Here is a 15,434-nt window from a genome sequence, read left to right on the forward strand (position 1 = left end):
GACCGGCTCCCCCGTTCGCTCAGCCGAGCGACCTCTTCAGGAATTCCACCTGGAGCAGCAACAGGTTCTCCGCGACCTGCTCCTGCGGCGTCATGTGCGTGACCCCGGACAGCGGCAGCACGGTGTGCGGCCTGCCCGCGGCGACCAGCGCGGAGGACAGCCGCAGCGTGTGCGCCGCCACCACGTTGTCGTCGGCCAGCCCGTGGATGATCATCAGCGGCCGCTCCAGGTCCCCCGCGTCGGCGATCAGCGAGTTCCGCTCGTAGACCTCCGGCCGTTCCTCGGGGTGGCCGAGGTAGCGCTCGGTGTAGTGCGTGTCGTACAGCGCCCAGTCCGTCACCGGCGCCCCCGCGATGCCCGCGTGGAACACGTCGGGCCTGCGCAGCACGGCCAGCGCGGACAGGTACCCGCCGTAGGACCAGCCCCTGATCGCGACGCGGGTCAGGTCGAGGTCCTCGTACTTGGCCGCCACCGCGTGCAGCCCGTCGACCTGGTCCTGCAGCGTCGCCCCGGCGAAGTCGAACGCGATCTCCCGCTCCCACACCGGTCCGCGCCCCGGCGTGCCGCGGCCGTCCACGACGAGCACCGCGAACCCCTGGTCCGCCAACCACTGCGAGGCCAGGTGGACGTTGCGCGCCGACAGGACCCGTTGCGCGTGCGGCCCGCCGTACGGGTCCAGCAGCACCGGCAGCTTGGCCGAGCCGGGCACGTGGCCGGTCGGGAACAGCAGCGCCACCCGCAGGTCGCGCTCGCCGACGGTGAGCATCTCCACCTCGGGCGTGAGCACCGGGGTCTCCGCGGACGAGCCGATCTCGTGCCCGTTCACCGTCACCTTCGAGCCGTACCAACCGAGACCGGCCGACGCCAGCAGCAGCACGTCGCCGCCGCGCACCGCGGTGTGCACGCCGTCCACAGTGGACAGCCGCTCGACACCGGCCGCGGTGACCCGGTAGACGTGGATCTGCGTCGGGTCGTCCTCCGAGGCCGTCACGAGCACGTCGTCGGCCGTCACGTCGAGCACCGAGCGCACCTGGAAGCCGTCCGGCGTCCACTCGTCGGCGCCGACCACGAGCCGGTTGGCGCCGTCGCGCACGGCGATCCGGACGAGCTTCGCGTCCGGCGTCCAGACCGGCACGCCCGGCATGATCTCGACCCACGTCGGGTCGGTGTCGGTGTGCAGCAGCTCGGTGGCGCCGGTCGCGGTGTCGACCGCCAGGACCTGCGCGGTCCGCTGGTCCCTGGTCTGCACCAGCAGCAGCGGGGAGCCCGCGGCGGACCAGTGCGCCGAAGCCAGGTAGGGGAAGGCCTCCCGGTCCCAGACGACCTCGACCGACGAGCCGTCCACGCCCAGCACGAACAGACCCACGAGCGCGTTCGCCGTGCCCGCGGCCGGGTAGGCGATCTCGGCCGCGGGGGTCGCCGGGTTGGCGGGGTCGGCGATGTACCAGCGCGGTACCGGGGTGTTGTCCACCCTGGCCGCCAGCAGGGACTCGCCGTCCGGCGCGAACCAGTACCCGCGGAAGCGGCTCATCTCCTCCGCCGCGATGAACTCCGCGAGCCCCCAGGTGACCTCGGGGTCGTCGTCCCGGCCGAGCGCGGTGTCGTTGCCACCGGCCAGGTCCAGGACGTGCAGCGCGCCGTCGGCCACGTAGGCGACGCGGGCGCCGGTCGGGTCGAGCCGGGGGTCGATCACCGGGCCCGCCGCGGGCAGCTCCCGCACCTCGTGCGAGACCAGGTCGGCGAGGAACAGCCTGCCGGACAAGGCGAACACCGCCTGCCGGGCCGCCGCGTCGACCACGTAGCCGACGATGCCCGCGCCCGACTCGCGGCTGCGCTCCCGTCGTGCGCGCTCCTGCGGCGAGAGGTCCTCGGGGTCGGTCAGCAGCACCGCCGGGTCGGCGACGAGCTTCTCCGCGCCGGTGGCGGTGTCCAGGGTCCACAGCCCGTTCGCCCGGCTCGTGGCCGTCGCGACGCGCAGGAAGAACACGTGTGAACCGTCGGGTGCGACGGTGAAGGTCCTCGGTGCGCCGAGGGTGAACCGCTGGGTGCGCGCGTGTTGGCGCGGGAAGGAGGTGTCGTTGCCCACCCGGCCACCCTAATACCGTGATCCGCGCTGGTACCGGCGGTTGGGCGGGTCAGAGGGTGAACCCGATCTCCGCTCCCCCACCCGGCCGCGTGCGGGCGAACACGGCGCCGCCGTGCGTGGTGGCGACCTCGTGGACGATCGCCAGGCCCAGCCCCGATCCGGGCAGCGACCGCGCGGCCGCGGAGCGGTGGAACCGGTCGAAGATCCGGGCGGAGTCCTCGGGCGCCACACCGGGTCCGCGGTCCAGGACGCGGAAGCCGGTGGGCCGCAGCACGAGCTCGACGGGGCCGTCGGGGGCGAACTTGACCGCGTTGTCGACCAGGTTGGCCAGCGCCCGTTCCAGCCCGCGCGCCCGGCCCGTGACCACGCCCTCGGCGTCCACGAGGACGTCCCGCCCGCTGCGCCGCCGGGCCCGCGTGGCCACCCGGTCGCCCAGGTCCGGCAGGTCGACCGCGCCGAACTCCTCGTCGACCCGGCGTTCGGAGGAGAACTCCATCAGCTCGGCGACGAGGTGCGACAGCTCCCGCGTCTCGCCGTCGAGGTCCTCGATCAGCTGCCCGCGCGACTCCGGCGACAGCTCGTCCATCCGCTTGAGCACGGACACGTTGGTGCGCAGGCTGGTCAGGGGTGTGCGCAGCTCGTGGTTCGCGTCCTGCACCAGCCGCCGCTGGTCCTCGCGGGCGGCGGCGAGCCGCACCAGCACCGAGTCGAACGCCGCGGCCAGCCTGGCCACCTCGTCGGTGCCGCCGGTCGCCAGCACGACGTCGAGGCGACCGCCCGCGGCGACCTCGTGAGCGGTCTCCGCCAACCGCTCCAGCCCGCGGGTCGTCCGCCGCGCCACGAGCCACCCGGCCAGGACGGCCAGCAGCAGCACCGCGCCCGCCTTGCCCGCCGTCCGCCACGCCAGCCCGTCGAGCAGGCGCTCGGTCCTGGTGATGGGCCGCGCGACCTGGACGGCACCCCGCCCACCGCCGAGCGACACCGTGACCAGGCGCAGCTCGTCGCCCCCGCGCGGGGTGATCCCGCTCTCGGCCTGCTGCCCGGCGGCGTCGAGGGCCGCGACTTCCTTGGCGTCGCTGTAGACGGGGATGGTCGGGCGGTCGGACTCGACGCGGATGGCCACCCCGTTGCCGCCGAGGACCTGCACGACGACGTCGCGCGAGTGCAGCAGCTCGTCCCCGACCTGCGCCTCGACGAACGCCCGCGGGGTCAGCTCGGCCCGGTGGGTGGCGTCGACCGCGGCCCGGACGTGCTCGCGGAACACCCGTTCGGCGTCGCCCTCGAACAGCTCGGTCGCGGCCCGGTACCCGAGCAGGGCTACCGCGACCACGGCGGCGGAGGCGACCAAGGCGGACGCCAGCGCGGCCCGGCGCCGCGCCCTCACGGCTCGCGCACCGTGTAGCCGACACCGCGCACGGTGTGGATCAACGACGGCTTGCCCACCTTGCGCCGCAGGTACCCCACGTACACGGCGAGGTTCTTCGACTCGACACCGAAGTCGTAGCCCCAGATCCGCTCGTAGATGGTGCCGTGGTCCAGCACGATGCCCGCGTTGCGCACCAGCAGTTCCAGCAGGTCGAACTCGGTCTTGGACAGCTCGACCGCGGTGTCGCCGCGCCACACCCGCCGGGCCGCCGGGTCGAGCCGCAGGTCGGCGACCCGCAGCACCCGGTTCTCCTCCGGCGGCGGCTCCACCCGGCGCAGCAGCGCCCTGAGCCGGGCCAGCAGCTCGTCCAGCTCGAACGGCTTCACCAGGTAGTCGTCGGCGCCCGCGTCCAGCCCCTCGACCCGCTCCGACGTCTCGGACCTGGCCGTGAGCAACAGGATCGGCGTCCGGTAGCCGCCCGCGCGCAGCAGGCGGCACACGTCCAGCCCGTCGACACCCGGCATCATCACGTCGACGACGGCCGCGTCCACCCCGGACCGGCGCACCTCGTTGAGCGCCTGCACCCCGTTGGGCACCGGGATGACCCGGTACCCCTCCAGTTCCATCGCCCGCACCAGGGAGTCGCGGATCGCGCGGTCGTCGTCAGCCAGCAGCACCGTGCTCGTCACCCGACGCAGTCTGGCCGGTCCCGGTGAGAGGCGGGTAAGAACCTAGGAGGCGGCCTTCTTCGGGGGCCACGGGACGAAGCCGCTGGTCCGCCGCACGTAGTCGGCGTAACCGGGGCGGCGCTTCTCCATCCCCTTCTCCAGCATGGGTTTCCCGGTGCCGTTGGCCAGGGTGAACGTCATCGCGATCGGCGCGACCACGGTCAGCAGCCCGACCCAGTGGTGGGTGGCGAACAGGAACAGGCCCCACCACACCACGGCGTCGCCGAAGTAGTTCGGGTGCCGGGTGTAGCGCCACAGACCGCGGTCCATCACCTGGCCCTTGCTGGCCGGGTCGTTGCGGAACCTGGTCAGCTGCCAGTCGCCGACGGACTCGAACGCGAAGCCGACGACCCAGAGCAGGACCGCGAGGTAGTCGAGCAGACCGATCGGGGCGGTCTCGTAGGACGCGGCCTGCACCGGCAGCGACACCAGGATCATGATCACGGCCTGGGTCAGGTACACCCGGTACATGCCGAGCACGCCGCGGCGCTTGAGGATCGCCACGTAGCGCGGGTCCTCGTCCTTGCCGTGGTTGCGCAGGTGGATGTGCACGCCGAGGCGCACGCCCCACACCACCGTCAGCAGGGCCACCAGCAGACCGCGCGGCGTCGGGCCCGCGATCAGCAGCGTCGCGACCGAGATGATCGCGAAGCCGACGCCCCAGAAGACGTCGACAACGTCGTAGCGACCGCGCGCCTTGGCGGCGGTGAACAGGGCCGACACGAGCACCACCACGAAGATCCCGGTGAACAGCACGTTCAGGCCGAAGGCACCCGCGTTCACCGCACCACCCAGTCGCGCACGCGCGGCATGCCGCTGGTGCCGTTCGCACTCGGCCGCACCGCGAGGATCTGGTCCACGCCCATCCGCCCCTCCTCGAAGGTCAGCGCCCCACCGGCGAGGTAGAGGCGCCACACCCGCGCCTGGCCCTCGCCGACCAGCGCGACGACCTCGTCCCACCGCTCTTCCAGCGTCGCGGCCCAGGCGCGCACGGTCCAAACGTAGTGCTCGCGCAGCGCTTCCACATCACGGATCTCCAGGCCCGCCCGCTCCAGGTGGCCGACCGTCGCGCTGACCGGGCGCATGTGCATGTCCGGGGCCACGTAGGACTCGATGAACGCACCGCCGCCGGGGGCGTTGGCGCCGCGCGACATCTGCTGGAGCAGCAGCCTGCCCTCGGGCTTGAGCAGCCGGTGCAGGGTGGCGGCGTACTCGGGGTAGTTCTCCTCGCCGACGTGCTCGCCCATCTCGATCGTGGAGATCGCGTCGAACGGGGCGTCGTCCACCTCCCGGTAGTCCTGGAGCTTCACGGTGACCAGCTCCTCCAGGCCCTCGTCGGCGACGCGCTTGCGGATGTGCGCGTGCTGCTGGCGGGAGATGGTGACGCCGGTCGTGGTCGCGCCGAAGTGCTTGGCCGCGTGGATGATCATCGAGCCCCAGCCGCAGCCGACGTCGAGCATCCGGGTGCCCTCGCCGACACCGAGCTTGCGGCACACCAGGTCGAGCTTGTCGCGCTGCGCGTCGGCCACCGTGTACTCGGGGCTGTCGGACGTCCAGTACCCGCTGGAGTAGGCCATGCTCGGGTCGAGCACCAGCTGGTAGAAGTCGTTGCTCAGGTCGTAGTGGTGCGCGATGGCGGCCTTGTCGCGGTCGCGGGTGTGCCGCGTGCCGGACAGCCGGGCCTCCTCACCGGGCGCGGCGGGCCGCGGGCCGAGCGCGCCGAGGCGGGCCGCGACGCGCAGCGCGCCCAGCAGGTCGGCGGGCTTCGGCTTGCCGACGCGCAGGGCACCCGCGCGGGCCAGCTCCCAGAACCGGGCGAGCCCGTCGGTGAGGTCGCCGTCCACGTCCAGCTCTCCTGCTACGTACGCGCGCGCGAGGCCCAGCTCGTTCGGGTTCCACACCAGGCGGCGCAGCGCGCGCTTGGACCGGATCACCGCCACCGGCCCGTCCGACGGCCCCGCGGAACTGCCGTCCCAGGCGCGCAGGCCGATCGGGAGGGAGGTGCCGAGCACCTTCTCGACCACCGAGGCCAGCTGACCTGCCACTCCACCGGTACCGACCACCACATGCCTCCACACTCACGACGGATGGCTGTAGTTCGTCCCGAGATTGTTTTCGGTTCGGTTCTGAACCGCTCACGCGCTCCCCCCGTATTGCTCCAGTGAAGCGAATGAACGGACGAGGAGGAGTTGAGAAGTGATCCGACGTAACCGCATCGCCATCGCCGTTGCAGGCGGCATGGCAACCGTGCTCGCGCTGGTCATGTGGAGCACCAACGCCGTTGGCGTGCAGGGCACCAACGTGGCTCAGACCGGTTCCGCGGTGGAGGCAGCTGCCGCGCCGGGTGACTACGGCTACGACGCGCCCAGCAGCAGTGCCCCCACCGACGCCCCCGCCGCCGGCGCCCAGAACAGCGCCGCCCAGCAGCCCCCGGCCGCCGCCCCCGCGGTGTCCAACGTGCGACTGGTCGCCAAGACCGTCGACAAGATGGGCGACGTCGTGCAGGACGGCGACGGCCGCACGCTCTACCGCTTCGACAAGGACACCCCCAAGCCCCCGGCCTCCAACTGCGTCGACAAGTGCGCCGAGACTTGGCCGCCGCTGACCGTCGCCCCCGGCTCCACCCCGCAGCTCGAAGGCGTCGACCCCGCTCTCGTGGGCACGATCAAGCGCGCCGACGGCACCGAGCAGGTCACCCTCGCGGGCTGGGCCCTCTACACCTACTCCAAGGACCCGGCCCCCGGTAAGTGGGCGGGCCAGGGCGTCGGCGGCACCTGGTTCGTGATCCAGCCCAACGGCAAGCGCAACGTCGAGTGCCTCCCCGCGGGCGTCACCGCTCCGGCCGCCTAGGAGCCGACGATCCGGTGAAACCACCGAAGCCCGGCCCCGGGGAAGGGGCCGGGCTTCGGTGGCATACTGGAAACGCAGTACTTGCCGCTCATTCGCTTCGCGGTGAGGTACGACGAGGCCCGGCCCCGCAATCCGCGGGGCCGGGCCTCGTTCTTGTGCGGGGTGGGGTCAGGGTGTCAGGGCAAGTGGCGGAGAGCGGTGACGTAAGCGCGGGAGACCCGCGCGACGCGGTCCGCGGGAACATCACCTGCAAGAGCCTCAACCGCAAGCCGCACACCAGGGGTGTCCAGTCCTCCGAACTGCTCCCGCAGGTACTTCAACCCGGTCGCGGTCACCTCACCGACCCTCGGGTCGGCAAGCAGACGAGCGAAGGACTCGGCGGTGACGCGGGCATCGATCTCGGTCATCAGTCGGTAGACGTCGCCCGCGTCCTTGTTGGTCAGTCGGTTCGGCTTCGTGGCCGCATCGTCCAGCCGGTCGTGGATCTTGTGCGCTTTGGCCACGAGAAGGGCGACAGGACCCGCCACGTGGACGTGGATCGAACGGTCGGTTCCGTCGAGCGCGGTGATCTCCATGGGTGAGCGGTCCACGAGAGCCGTTTCCAGACCGGGCACCCGGCGGGCGGTCATCTTGTCGTGCGGCTTGAGGTCGGCACTTCGGGATCCCTTGCCGGCGACGGTGGCACCGACGAGCAGGTCGAGTTCCACTGCAACCGGCGTGTCGATTCCGGGGAACACCAGTTCGCGCACCCACAGACCCGGCTGGTTCCCGTCGAGCAGTTCGAAACCGGCTTCCCGAAGGCGTTGCTGGATCAGGGGCTCGGAACCGAGGACGGCCGGGTCGAGTCCGAGGTCTCCATCCGAGGTGTACGCGGCTGTGGCCAGCCGCGACCCCTGGGTACGCAGGTAAACAGCCTGCGCGCCGACAACGGTGACGGCGTCGAGATGATCGCTCAACGCCGTCAGCCCGTCGAGCAGAACGTTCCGCGCGACAACGGTCAGTTCGGCTTGGTCGACACCCGCGGGGGCCTTCGACATCGTTGGAACCTCACTTGAACGGGAGCCAGGATCCTAACGGCGCTTGATCAGACACGATCGGGCGACCACGGACGTCGCCACCTCGAGTCGTTGTCGGTCAAGTACTTCAGCACCTGCCTGGCTTCCGCGGGCATTCGTCCCGGCCCGGACAGCCCGTCGAGCACCACCTGGGTCGGTGCCACGTAAGGAATGTCTTCCACCGTTGTCGTGCGCTCGAAGACGACCGGGTCGTGCGCGCGGAGCAGGAGGACGTCGCCCGCCTCCTCGTCCGGAAGCAGGTTCAGCGCGTCGATCCACCTGTGCGGAGCCGTCGGCTCGTCGTCCACGTAGAGCAGCAACTGGCCGCCGACCGCGAACGGTGCGATCCGCCGCGCGGCGTAGGTGCCGGTGACGGCGATTCGCGGCAGGGCTTCGCCACGGTGGAGCACGTCGCGGAGATCGTCCAGCACCGAGCGGGCACCGTTCAGGGCGACGGCGTTGACATGGGGGTTCCGCCGGAGGAGGTCGTAGGACTCCGCGCGTGCTTCGAGCAGTTCCGGCCATTTCACCGCGGTGATCGTGCGGCCGTCGCGGCGGATGAGCAGTTGGTCTTCCAACTGGCCGAGCAGTCGGGACACCCAGGCCAAGCTGACGCCGGTGGCGTCGGCGATGTTCTTGGCCTGGTACGGCGGGGTGAAGTCGGCCAGGAACCGCACGACGCGGGCGGCTCGGGCACCGCCCAGTCCGACCGTTCGGCCGGTATCCGCCTCCTTCAGCAGCGACCCCGGAGCCTTGGCCGCACCGTGGGTGTGGATGCGGACGGACGGATAGGTGATCGACAAGGAGGCGTTGCCGGTGAGGTCCAGGTACGCGACATCGTGATCGCTCAACTGCTGCCGCGTGCGAGGACTCAGCCAGGGCGACACCACGAGCAGCGTCTGGCGGTTGTCGGAGTGGCGCATGATGTTGCGCATCGCGCGGAACTCGGTGTCGACGTCGCGCGGCACCACGTTCTGCCGCGCGGCAACGAGGATCTCCGTGTACGGGCTTGCACCGTCGGGAGGTGAGATCCGCACCGCGGCGTCGATCGCACTGTCGGAAGCGTGGTCTTGCCCCTCATTCGGCAGCGGCAAGACCGTCCAGCCGGTGCCCAGCAGGCTCCGCAGCTGGTCCAGGGCCTGTTCAAGCAGGCTGTCCGTCGCATCCATGGCTGCCCTCATCCCGACCACTGGCTTCAACTTGCCTAAAAGCCCACCTTGCTTAGTATAGGCAAGTGGCCAATTTAGGCAAGTTTGCGGAGATTCCTCGGTTTCTCGAACGAGGCAAGCTCAGCTTTGCCGCAAACTTGCGCGCCACACGACCGAGGCCCGGCCCCCGCGTACGGGAGCCGGGCCTCGGTCGTGTGAGCAGGTCAGAGGGTCGGGTAGAGCGGGTGCTTGGCGGCGAGGACCTCGACGCGGGAGCGGAGGTCGGTGAGGTCGGGGTCGGTGCCGAGGGCGGTGGCGATGATGTCGGCGACCTCGACGAAGTCGGCCTCGCCGAAGCCGCGGGTGGCCAGGGCGGGGGTGCCGACGCGGAGGCCGGAGGTGATCATCGGGGGGCGGGGGTCGTTCGGGACGGCGTTGCGGTTGACGGTGATGCCGACCTGGTGCAGGCGGTCCTCGGCCTGCTTGCCGTCGAGCTCCGAGGCGACCAGGTCGACGAGGACCAGGTGGACGTCGGTGCCGCCGGTGAGCACCTTGATGCCCGCGGCCGCGGCGTCGGGGCGGGTGAGGCGGTCGGCGAGGATCTTGGCGCCCTCGACGGTGCGGCGCTGGCGATCGGCGAACTCCGGGCTGGCGGCGTGCTTGAACGCCACGGCCTTGCCCGCGATCACGTGCTCGAGCGGGCCGCCCTGCTGGCCGGGGAAGACCGCGGAGTTGACCTTCTTGGCGATGTCGGCGTCGTTGGACAGGATCACGCCGCCGCGCGGGCCGCCGAGGGTCTTGTGCGTGGTCGTGGTGGTCACGTGGGCGTGCGGCACCGGGCTCGGGTGCAGGCCCGCGGCGACCAGGCCCGCGAAGTGGGCCATGTCGACCATCAGGAACGCGCCGACGGAGTCCGCGATCCGGCGGAACTCGGCGAAGTCCAGCTGGCGCGGGTACGCCGACCAGCCCGCGACGATCAGCTTCGGCCGGTGCTCGACGGCGAGGCGCTCGACCTCGGCCATGTCGACCAGACCGTCCGACTCGGACACGTGGTAGGGCACCACGTTGTACAGCTTGCCGGAGAAGTTGATCCGCATGCCGTGCGTCAGGTGGCCGCCGTGGGCGAGGTCGAGGCCCAGGATCGTGTCGCCGGTGTCGAGCAGCGCGAACATCGCGGCGGCGTTGGCCTGCGCGCCGGAGTGCGGCTGGACGTTGGCGAAGCCCGCGCCGAACAGCTCCTTGATCCGCGCGATGGCGAGGCGCTCGACGACGTCGACGTTCTCGCACCCGCCGTAGTAGCGGCGGCCGGGGTAGCCCTCCGCGTACTTGTTGGTCAGCACCGAGCCCTGCGCCTCGAGGACCGACACCGGCGTGAAGTTCTCCGACGCGATCATCTCCAGCGTGTTCTGCTGGCGGGAGAGCTCGGCGGCGACGGCTTCCGCCACCTCCGGGTCGAACTCCGCGAGGGAGGAGTTGAAGTGGTCGGACATGTGATCTCCCTTGGACGGATCAGTTGGCGCGCTTGTAGAACGGCAGTGCGACGACCTCGACGGGCTCCTGCCTGCCGCGGACGTCGACCGCCAGTTTGGTACCGGGCTCGGCGCTGGACCTGGCCACGTAGGCCATGGCGACCGAGTACCCGAGCGTCGGGGACAGCGCCCCGCTGGTGACCTCGCCGACCGCGGCGCCCTCGGCGTCGAGCACGGTGTACCCGTGCCGCGGCGCCCGGCGGCCCTCGGACCGCAGGCCCACCAGCGTGGTGTCCACACCGGACTCGGCGACCGCCGCCAGCGCCTCGCGGCCGACGAAGTCGCCGGGCTTGTCGAGCTTGACGACCCGGCCGAGGTTGGCGTGGTACGGGGTGTGCGCGGTGTCGAGCTCGTTGCCGTACAACGGCATCCCGGCCTCCAGGCGCAGCGTGTCGCGGCAGCCGAGGCCCGCGGGCTTGAGGTCGTGGGCCTTGCCTGCCTCCAGCAGCGCCGCCCAGACGGCGGGCGCGTCGGCCGGTGCCACGAACAGCTCGAAGCCGTCCTCGCCGGTGTAGCCCGTCCTGGCCAGCAGCACCGGCGTGCCCGCGACCTCGGTCGGGTAGGAGGCGTAGTACTTCACCGTCGCCAGGTCGGTCGGCGTGAGGCCCGCGAGGATCGCGGTCGACGCCGGGCCCTGCACGGCGAGCAGCGCGTAGTCCTGCGACCTGTCGACGACCTCGGTGTCGAAGTCCGCGGCCCGCTCGACCAGCTCGCCGAACACGAGCTCGGCGTTGGAGGCGTTGGCGACCACCAGGTACTCGGTCTCGCCGAGGCGGTACACGATCAGGTCGTCCAGCACGCCGCCGTCGACCCGCGTGATCATCGTGTAGCGGGCCCTGCCGACGCCGATGGCCGACGAGTGGCCGACGAGCGCGTGGTCCAGCGCCGCACCGGCCTCGGGGCCCGTCAGGACGATCTCGCCCATGTGCGTGAGGTCGAACAGGCCCGCCGTCGTGCGGACGGCGTGGTGCTCGGCGAGCTCGCTGTCGTAGCGCAGCGGCATCCGCCAGCCCGCGAAGTCGGTGAACATGGCGCCCAGCGCCTCGTGCTCGGCGTGCAGCGGCGTCCGACGGCTTTCCATCTGGGTGGGTCCTCCCTGGTGGCGGGCATGCGGAACGGCCGACTGGCGCGCGGACGCGACCGGTCGACCGACGGCGGGCGAGGGGAACACGGTCACCGGCGAGACTCCTCCACTAGAGCGAGCCTCCCCCTCTGTCATGAGCCTGAGAGCTTCGTCGCGCGGGCGCGACTTGCACCGTGGGCGAGGCGCGCTGGTGCGCCTGCTTTCCAGAGTTGCCTGCGGTGCGCGGTACCTGTGCCTGAGAGATTCCGGGGAGGAGTTGCTCCTTCGGCGCCCCCGAGGGGGACTCTTCCGCACACCATCGACGGCCGTGTTCAGTTGATACCGCCAGACGCTATTCGCCGGTCGGGTCGCAGGTCAACAGGGGTCGCCTCACAGTGGGACGCCCTCGCGGACCCGCTCGACCACCTTGCGCTCCGCGTAGAACGACAGGAAGGGGATCGTGCCCGCCAGCAGCACCAGGATCGTGCCCTTGATCGACCAGCGCGCCTTGAGGCCGAGGTCGACCGCGAGCACGAGGTAGATGGCGTAGAGGAAGCCGTGGACCGGGCCGACGACCTTGACCAGGCCGGGGGCGTCGCCGACGTACTTGAACAGCATCGCCACGACCAGCACCAGCAACCCGACCCCGACCACGTAGGCCATGAACCGGAACCGGCTCAACGCACCGTTCATCGCCCGACAGACCGCCTTCGTTCCGCTACCGGTCCCGCGCGTTGAGCTCGGCGAGGTAGCGGTTGTAGACCGCCAGCTCGTCGTCCTCGTCCGCGACGGGTGTCCTGACGGCGTCAACGGTAACGACAGGCGTGGGCGCCACTACGGGCGGCTCGGCTTTGCGCTGGGCGTCCAGCCTGCGGATGCGCCAGACCATGAAAGCCGGGAAGAGGCCGAACAACGGCCACTGCAACACGTAGCCGAGGTTCTGGAAGGTCCCGCTGGCGGACTCGAACCGGGTCCACTGCCACCACGCGAGACCGCAGCAGCCGACCAGCGAGACGACGCAGACCAGCGCGATGGCCAGTCTCCGCGAAGTCGTTGCACCGCCGGACACAGCTCAAAGCTAGCACCGGTGGTCGTGCGGTTGGAGGTCCAGGGCCGGGTGCCCAAGGGTTGGGGCTCCACCAGGAGCCCACTCCCGTATCCGGACCGCCAGCCTCCTAGGCCACGCCGTCCCGGCGTTGCCGCTGCAGCCGCGCCACGCACCACGCCGCCGCACTGCCCCGACGCAGGTGCTGGAGCACCGTCATCGGACCGAGACGACGACCGAGGTCGGCGGGCAGGAGCCCGGCCACCCGGTAGTCCAGAGCGCGCTGGTCCAGCGGGCTGATGCCCGCGTCCCACCACTGCTCCGCCTCGGCGAGGTCGCCGACCAGCTGCCAGTAGCTGGCGGCCGCCTCGAGCAGGACCTCGGGCACCTCGGGTGCCCTCCTGCGCATCGCTGCCACGTAGGCGGGGTTGGCCGACTCGACCCTCACCACGCCACGCGGTCCACCGTTCGCCCGCTGGGAGGGGATCCCCGGAGAAGCGCTTGGCGGTGCCTCCGCGAGCCACGCGTTCTTGATCCGGTTCACCTCCTGCATCTCAGCGTCGTCCGACCGCTCCGCCGCCCACTGCCTAAGCAGTTCGTCGACTCCGGAGTCCTCGACCATTTATGCCTCCCTGGGGTCGAAGATCAGCCAATGCAGCGCACCGTATTCAAGCGTTCGGACAACCGCTAGACCCTGGTTTGCCGATAACCCCGTTACCAGGGTGTTATAGCCCCTATTCCACCCATAAGGTCCAACGCTCCAGGCCTGACGTCACCGAGGGTGACAGGTCGGGAACGCGGTCCCGGAGGGGTGGCGCGACCTGCCGCGCGGTACGGCGAACAGCCGTACCGGCGGCGGCCGACTAGCCGAACAGGCTCCTGAGGAAGGTGATGATCGACTCCGCGCCCTCCCGCAGCCAGGTCAGGACCTGCTGCACGGCGTCGGCGGACTCCACCGGCCTGGTGATCAGGAGGAACAGCACCAGCGCGACCGCCGCCAGCACGACCACCTTCTTGGTGTTCACGTCAAGCCACTCCGTCCGCTCAGGTCCGTGTCGGCGCTCCCCGGTGATCGCCGGTTGCACGCCGCGTCACCGACATGGTCCCCCATTCACCCGGTTGATGAACGTGGAACACGCGGCCCGCCACCGTACGGACCCAAGATCGGCCGCCTGGCACGCCTCAGCGTCATCAAGCATCACCCGAATGGCCGCTCAAGGACCTGCCCCGACGGGACGATGACCTGGGTACGGGCCATTCGCCCGACACCCCCAGCACAGATGCACCGAGGTACTCGCGAACCACCAGCACTCCCGTGGGCCCGTCGCCCCCAGAACCATGCACGGTGAACACTCTGCGTGATCACTGCGTTCGTGTGCTGCGACCATTTCCCGGCTGTTATTACGCTGCCCATTTAATGATCAGCCAATAACTCCGGCCCGCCCCAGTTCCGTAATGTCGTCCTCGCCCAGCCCGAGCTCCGCCAGCACCTCGGTCGTGTGCTTTCCCGGCCGCACCGGCGCGTCGGGCCGACCGGTGGGCGTGCGGTCGAACCGCGGCGCCGGAGCGGGCAGCGCGGTGCCGTCCACGTCGACGAACGCGGCGCGCGCGACGTTGTGCGGGTGTCCGGGCGCCTCGGCGGGCTCCAGCACGGGCGCCAGGCACGCGTCGGTGCCGTCGGCGAGGTCCGCCCACTCGTCCCTGGTCCTGGTCGCGACCACCGCGCCGATGCGCGCCCGCAGCTCGGGCCAGTTGGCCGGGTCGTGCCGGTTCGGCAGCTCCTCCTCGGCCAGGCCGAGCACGTCGAGCAGCTCGGCGTAGAACTTCTCCTCCAGCGCCCCGATGCTCACGTAGCGGTCGTCGGAGGTGCGGTAGACGTCGTAGAACGGCGCCCCGCCGTCCAGCAGGTTCGTGCCGCGCGCGCCCTTCTCGCCGCCCGCCGCGCGCATGCCGTGCAGGAACGTGGTCAGCAGCGCCGCCCCGTCCACCATCGCGGCGTCGACGACCTGGCCGTGCCCGGAGCGCTCCCGCTCGTACAGCGCGGCGAGCACGCCCATGGCCAGCAGCAGACCGCCGCCGCCGAAGTCGCCGAGCAGGTTGAGCGGCACGGTCGGCGGATCGCCCGCCCGGCCGATGGGCTCCAGCGCGCCCGCCACGGAGATGTAGTTGATGTCGTGGCCCGCGCGGTCGGCCAGCGGCCCGTCCTGGCCCCAGCCGGTCATCCGGCCGTAGATCAGCCGCGGGTTGCGGGCCAGCGCGTGCGCCGGGCCGATGCCGAGCCGTTCGGTCACGCCGGGCCGGAACCCCTCGATCAGCACGTCGGCGCGCGCCACCAGGCGCAGCACCAGGTCCGCGCCCTCCGGCTTGCGGATGTCGATCGCCACCGAGCGCCTGCCGCGCCCCAGCGGGTCGCCCGGCACCGCGCCGGGGTCGCCGCCGATGCGGTCGACCCTGATGACGTCCGCCCCCAGGTCGGCCAGCACCATCGCGCCGAACGGCGCGGGCGCGAGCCCGGCCAGCTCGACGACGGTCAACCCGGCCAGTGGTCCCTGCTTCATGCCGCT

The 15,434-nt window shown here is 71.2% G+C and carries 15 protein-coding genes and 2 riboswitches; of the genes, 1 reads left to right on the plus strand and 14 read right to left on the minus strand.

From position 1 onward, the window contains the following. Positions 1 to 19 precede the first annotated feature (19 nt). The 5 genes from CLV43_RS14975 to CLV43_RS14995 are packed head-to-tail and all read right to left on the minus strand — an operon-like array spanning position 20 to position 6,246. Entirely contained in the window at positions 20 to 2,086 is a 2,067-nt protein-coding gene (locus tag CLV43_RS14975; protein WP_106187771.1) for a S9 family peptidase, read from the minus strand. A 49-nt stretch (positions 2,087 to 2,135) separates the two neighbouring features. Next, positions 2,136 to 3,470 (minus strand): HAMP domain-containing sensor histidine kinase, encoded by a 1,335-nt coding sequence (locus tag CLV43_RS14980; RefSeq protein WP_106187772.1) that lies wholly within the window; start codon positions 3,468 to 3,470, stop codon positions 2,136 to 2,138. Then, entirely contained in the window at positions 3,467 to 4,141 is a 675-nt protein-coding gene (locus tag CLV43_RS14985) for a response regulator transcription factor (RefSeq protein WP_106187773.1), read from the minus strand. The genes CLV43_RS14980 and CLV43_RS14985 overlap by 4 nt, the downstream gene beginning before the upstream one ends. Positions 4,142 to 4,183: 42 nt before the next feature. Then, a complete protein-coding gene (locus CLV43_RS14990) occupies positions 4,184 to 4,963 on the minus strand; it encodes a DUF1295 domain-containing protein (RefSeq protein WP_245886468.1) in 780 nt (259 codons plus the stop codon). Further along, positions 4,960 to 6,246: an SAM-dependent methyltransferase gene (locus CLV43_RS14995; protein ID WP_211304371.1), complete on the minus strand. Its 1,287-nt coding sequence runs from the start codon at positions 6,244 to 6,246 to the stop codon at positions 4,960 to 4,962. The genes CLV43_RS14990 and CLV43_RS14995 overlap by 4 nt, the downstream gene beginning before the upstream one ends. 130 nt (positions 6,247 to 6,376) lie before the next feature. Between CLV43_RS14995 and CLV43_RS15000 the strand changes: the two genes are divergently transcribed. Then, positions 6,377 to 7,030, plus strand: a complete 654-nt coding sequence (locus CLV43_RS15000) for a hypothetical protein (protein WP_106187775.1) — start codon at positions 6,377 to 6,379, stop codon at positions 7,028 to 7,030. A gap of 176 nt (positions 7,031 to 7,206) precedes the next feature. On the opposite strand, the gene CLV43_RS15005 is transcribed toward CLV43_RS15000, so the two are convergent. The 9 genes from CLV43_RS15005 to CLV43_RS15040 all read right to left on the minus strand — a co-directional run bounded on the left by CLV43_RS15005 (position 7,207) and on the right by CLV43_RS15040 (position 15,428). Further along, entirely contained in the window at positions 7,207 to 8,067 is an 861-nt protein-coding gene (locus CLV43_RS15005; protein ID WP_106187776.1) for a hypothetical protein, read from the minus strand. A 47-nt stretch (positions 8,068 to 8,114) separates the two neighbouring features. Beyond that, the gene (locus CLV43_RS15010) at positions 8,115 to 9,254 is read right to left on the minus strand and encodes a helix-turn-helix domain-containing protein (protein WP_106187777.1); all 1,140 of its coding nucleotides are present in this window, start codon (positions 9,252 to 9,254) and stop codon (positions 8,115 to 8,117) included. 203 nt (positions 9,255 to 9,457) lie between these two features. After that, positions 9,458 to 10,723, minus strand: a complete 1,266-nt coding sequence (glyA, locus tag CLV43_RS15015; protein WP_106187778.1) for a serine hydroxymethyltransferase — start codon at positions 10,721 to 10,723, stop codon at positions 9,458 to 9,460. A gap of 19 nt (positions 10,724 to 10,742) precedes the next feature. Beyond that, complete coding sequence (gcvT, locus tag CLV43_RS15020; protein ID WP_106187779.1) at positions 10,743 to 11,843, minus strand: glycine cleavage system aminomethyltransferase GcvT; 1,101 nt, start codon at positions 11,841 to 11,843, stop codon at positions 10,743 to 10,745. A gap of 121 nt (positions 11,844 to 11,964) precedes the next feature. Continuing rightward, positions 11,965 to 12,059, minus strand: a riboswitch (glycine riboswitch). Further along, positions 12,060 to 12,147, minus strand: a riboswitch (glycine riboswitch). A 68-nt stretch (positions 12,148 to 12,215) separates the two neighbouring features. Further along, positions 12,216 to 12,518, minus strand: coding sequence for a DUF3817 domain-containing protein (locus CLV43_RS15025; RefSeq protein ID WP_106187780.1), 303 nt, complete (start codon positions 12,516 to 12,518; stop codon positions 12,216 to 12,218). 25 nt (positions 12,519 to 12,543) lie between these two features. Beyond that, entirely contained in the window at positions 12,544 to 12,894 is a 351-nt protein-coding gene (locus CLV43_RS15030) for a hypothetical protein (RefSeq protein ID WP_106187781.1), read from the minus strand. Positions 12,895 to 13,000: 106 nt separating this feature from the next. Beyond that, complete coding sequence (locus tag CLV43_RS15035; protein ID WP_106187782.1) at positions 13,001 to 13,492, minus strand: transcriptional regulator; 492 nt, start codon at positions 13,490 to 13,492, stop codon at positions 13,001 to 13,003. A 241-nt stretch (positions 13,493 to 13,733) separates the two neighbouring features. Further along, the gene (locus CLV43_RS47780) at positions 13,734 to 13,895 is read right to left on the minus strand and encodes a hypothetical protein (protein WP_170155848.1); all 162 of its coding nucleotides are present in this window, start codon (positions 13,893 to 13,895) and stop codon (positions 13,734 to 13,736) included. Positions 13,896 to 14,291: 396 nt separating this feature from the next. Continuing rightward, a complete protein-coding gene (locus CLV43_RS15040; protein WP_106187783.1) occupies positions 14,292 to 15,428 on the minus strand; it encodes a CaiB/BaiF CoA transferase family protein in 1,137 nt (378 codons plus the stop codon). Between the last annotated feature and the right edge of the window lie 6 nt (positions 15,429 to 15,434).

The sequence above is a fragment of the Umezawaea tangerina genome (genome assembly GCF_003002815.1).
Classification (GTDB): domain Bacteria; phylum Actinomycetota; class Actinomycetes; order Mycobacteriales; family Pseudonocardiaceae; genus Umezawaea; species Umezawaea tangerina.

Coding starts and splice junctions, on each gene's coding strand:
- glyA (WP_106187778.1), bottom strand. CDS start 10,723: ATGTCCGACCACTTCAACTCCTCCCTCGCGGAGTTCGACCCGGAGGTG.
- CLV43_RS15010 (WP_106187777.1), bottom strand. CDS start 9,254: ATGGATGCGACGGACAGCCTGCTTGAACAGGCCCTGGACCAGCTGCGG.
- CLV43_RS15040 (WP_106187783.1), bottom strand. CDS start 15,428: ATGAAGCAGGGACCACTGGCCGGGTTGACCGTCGTCGAGCTGGCCGGG.
- CLV43_RS15005 (WP_106187776.1), bottom strand. CDS start 8,067: ATGTCGAAGGCCCCCGCGGGTGTCGACCAAGCCGAACTGACCGTTGTC.
- CLV43_RS15035 (WP_106187782.1), bottom strand. CDS start 13,492: ATGGTCGAGGACTCCGGAGTCGACGAACTGCTTAGGCAGTGGGCGGCG.
- CLV43_RS15025 (WP_106187780.1), bottom strand. CDS start 12,518: ATGAACGGTGCGTTGAGCCGGTTCCGGTTCATGGCCTACGTGGTCGGG.
- gcvT (WP_106187779.1), bottom strand. CDS start 11,843: ATGGAAAGCCGTCGGACGCCGCTGCACGCCGAGCACGAGGCGCTGGGC.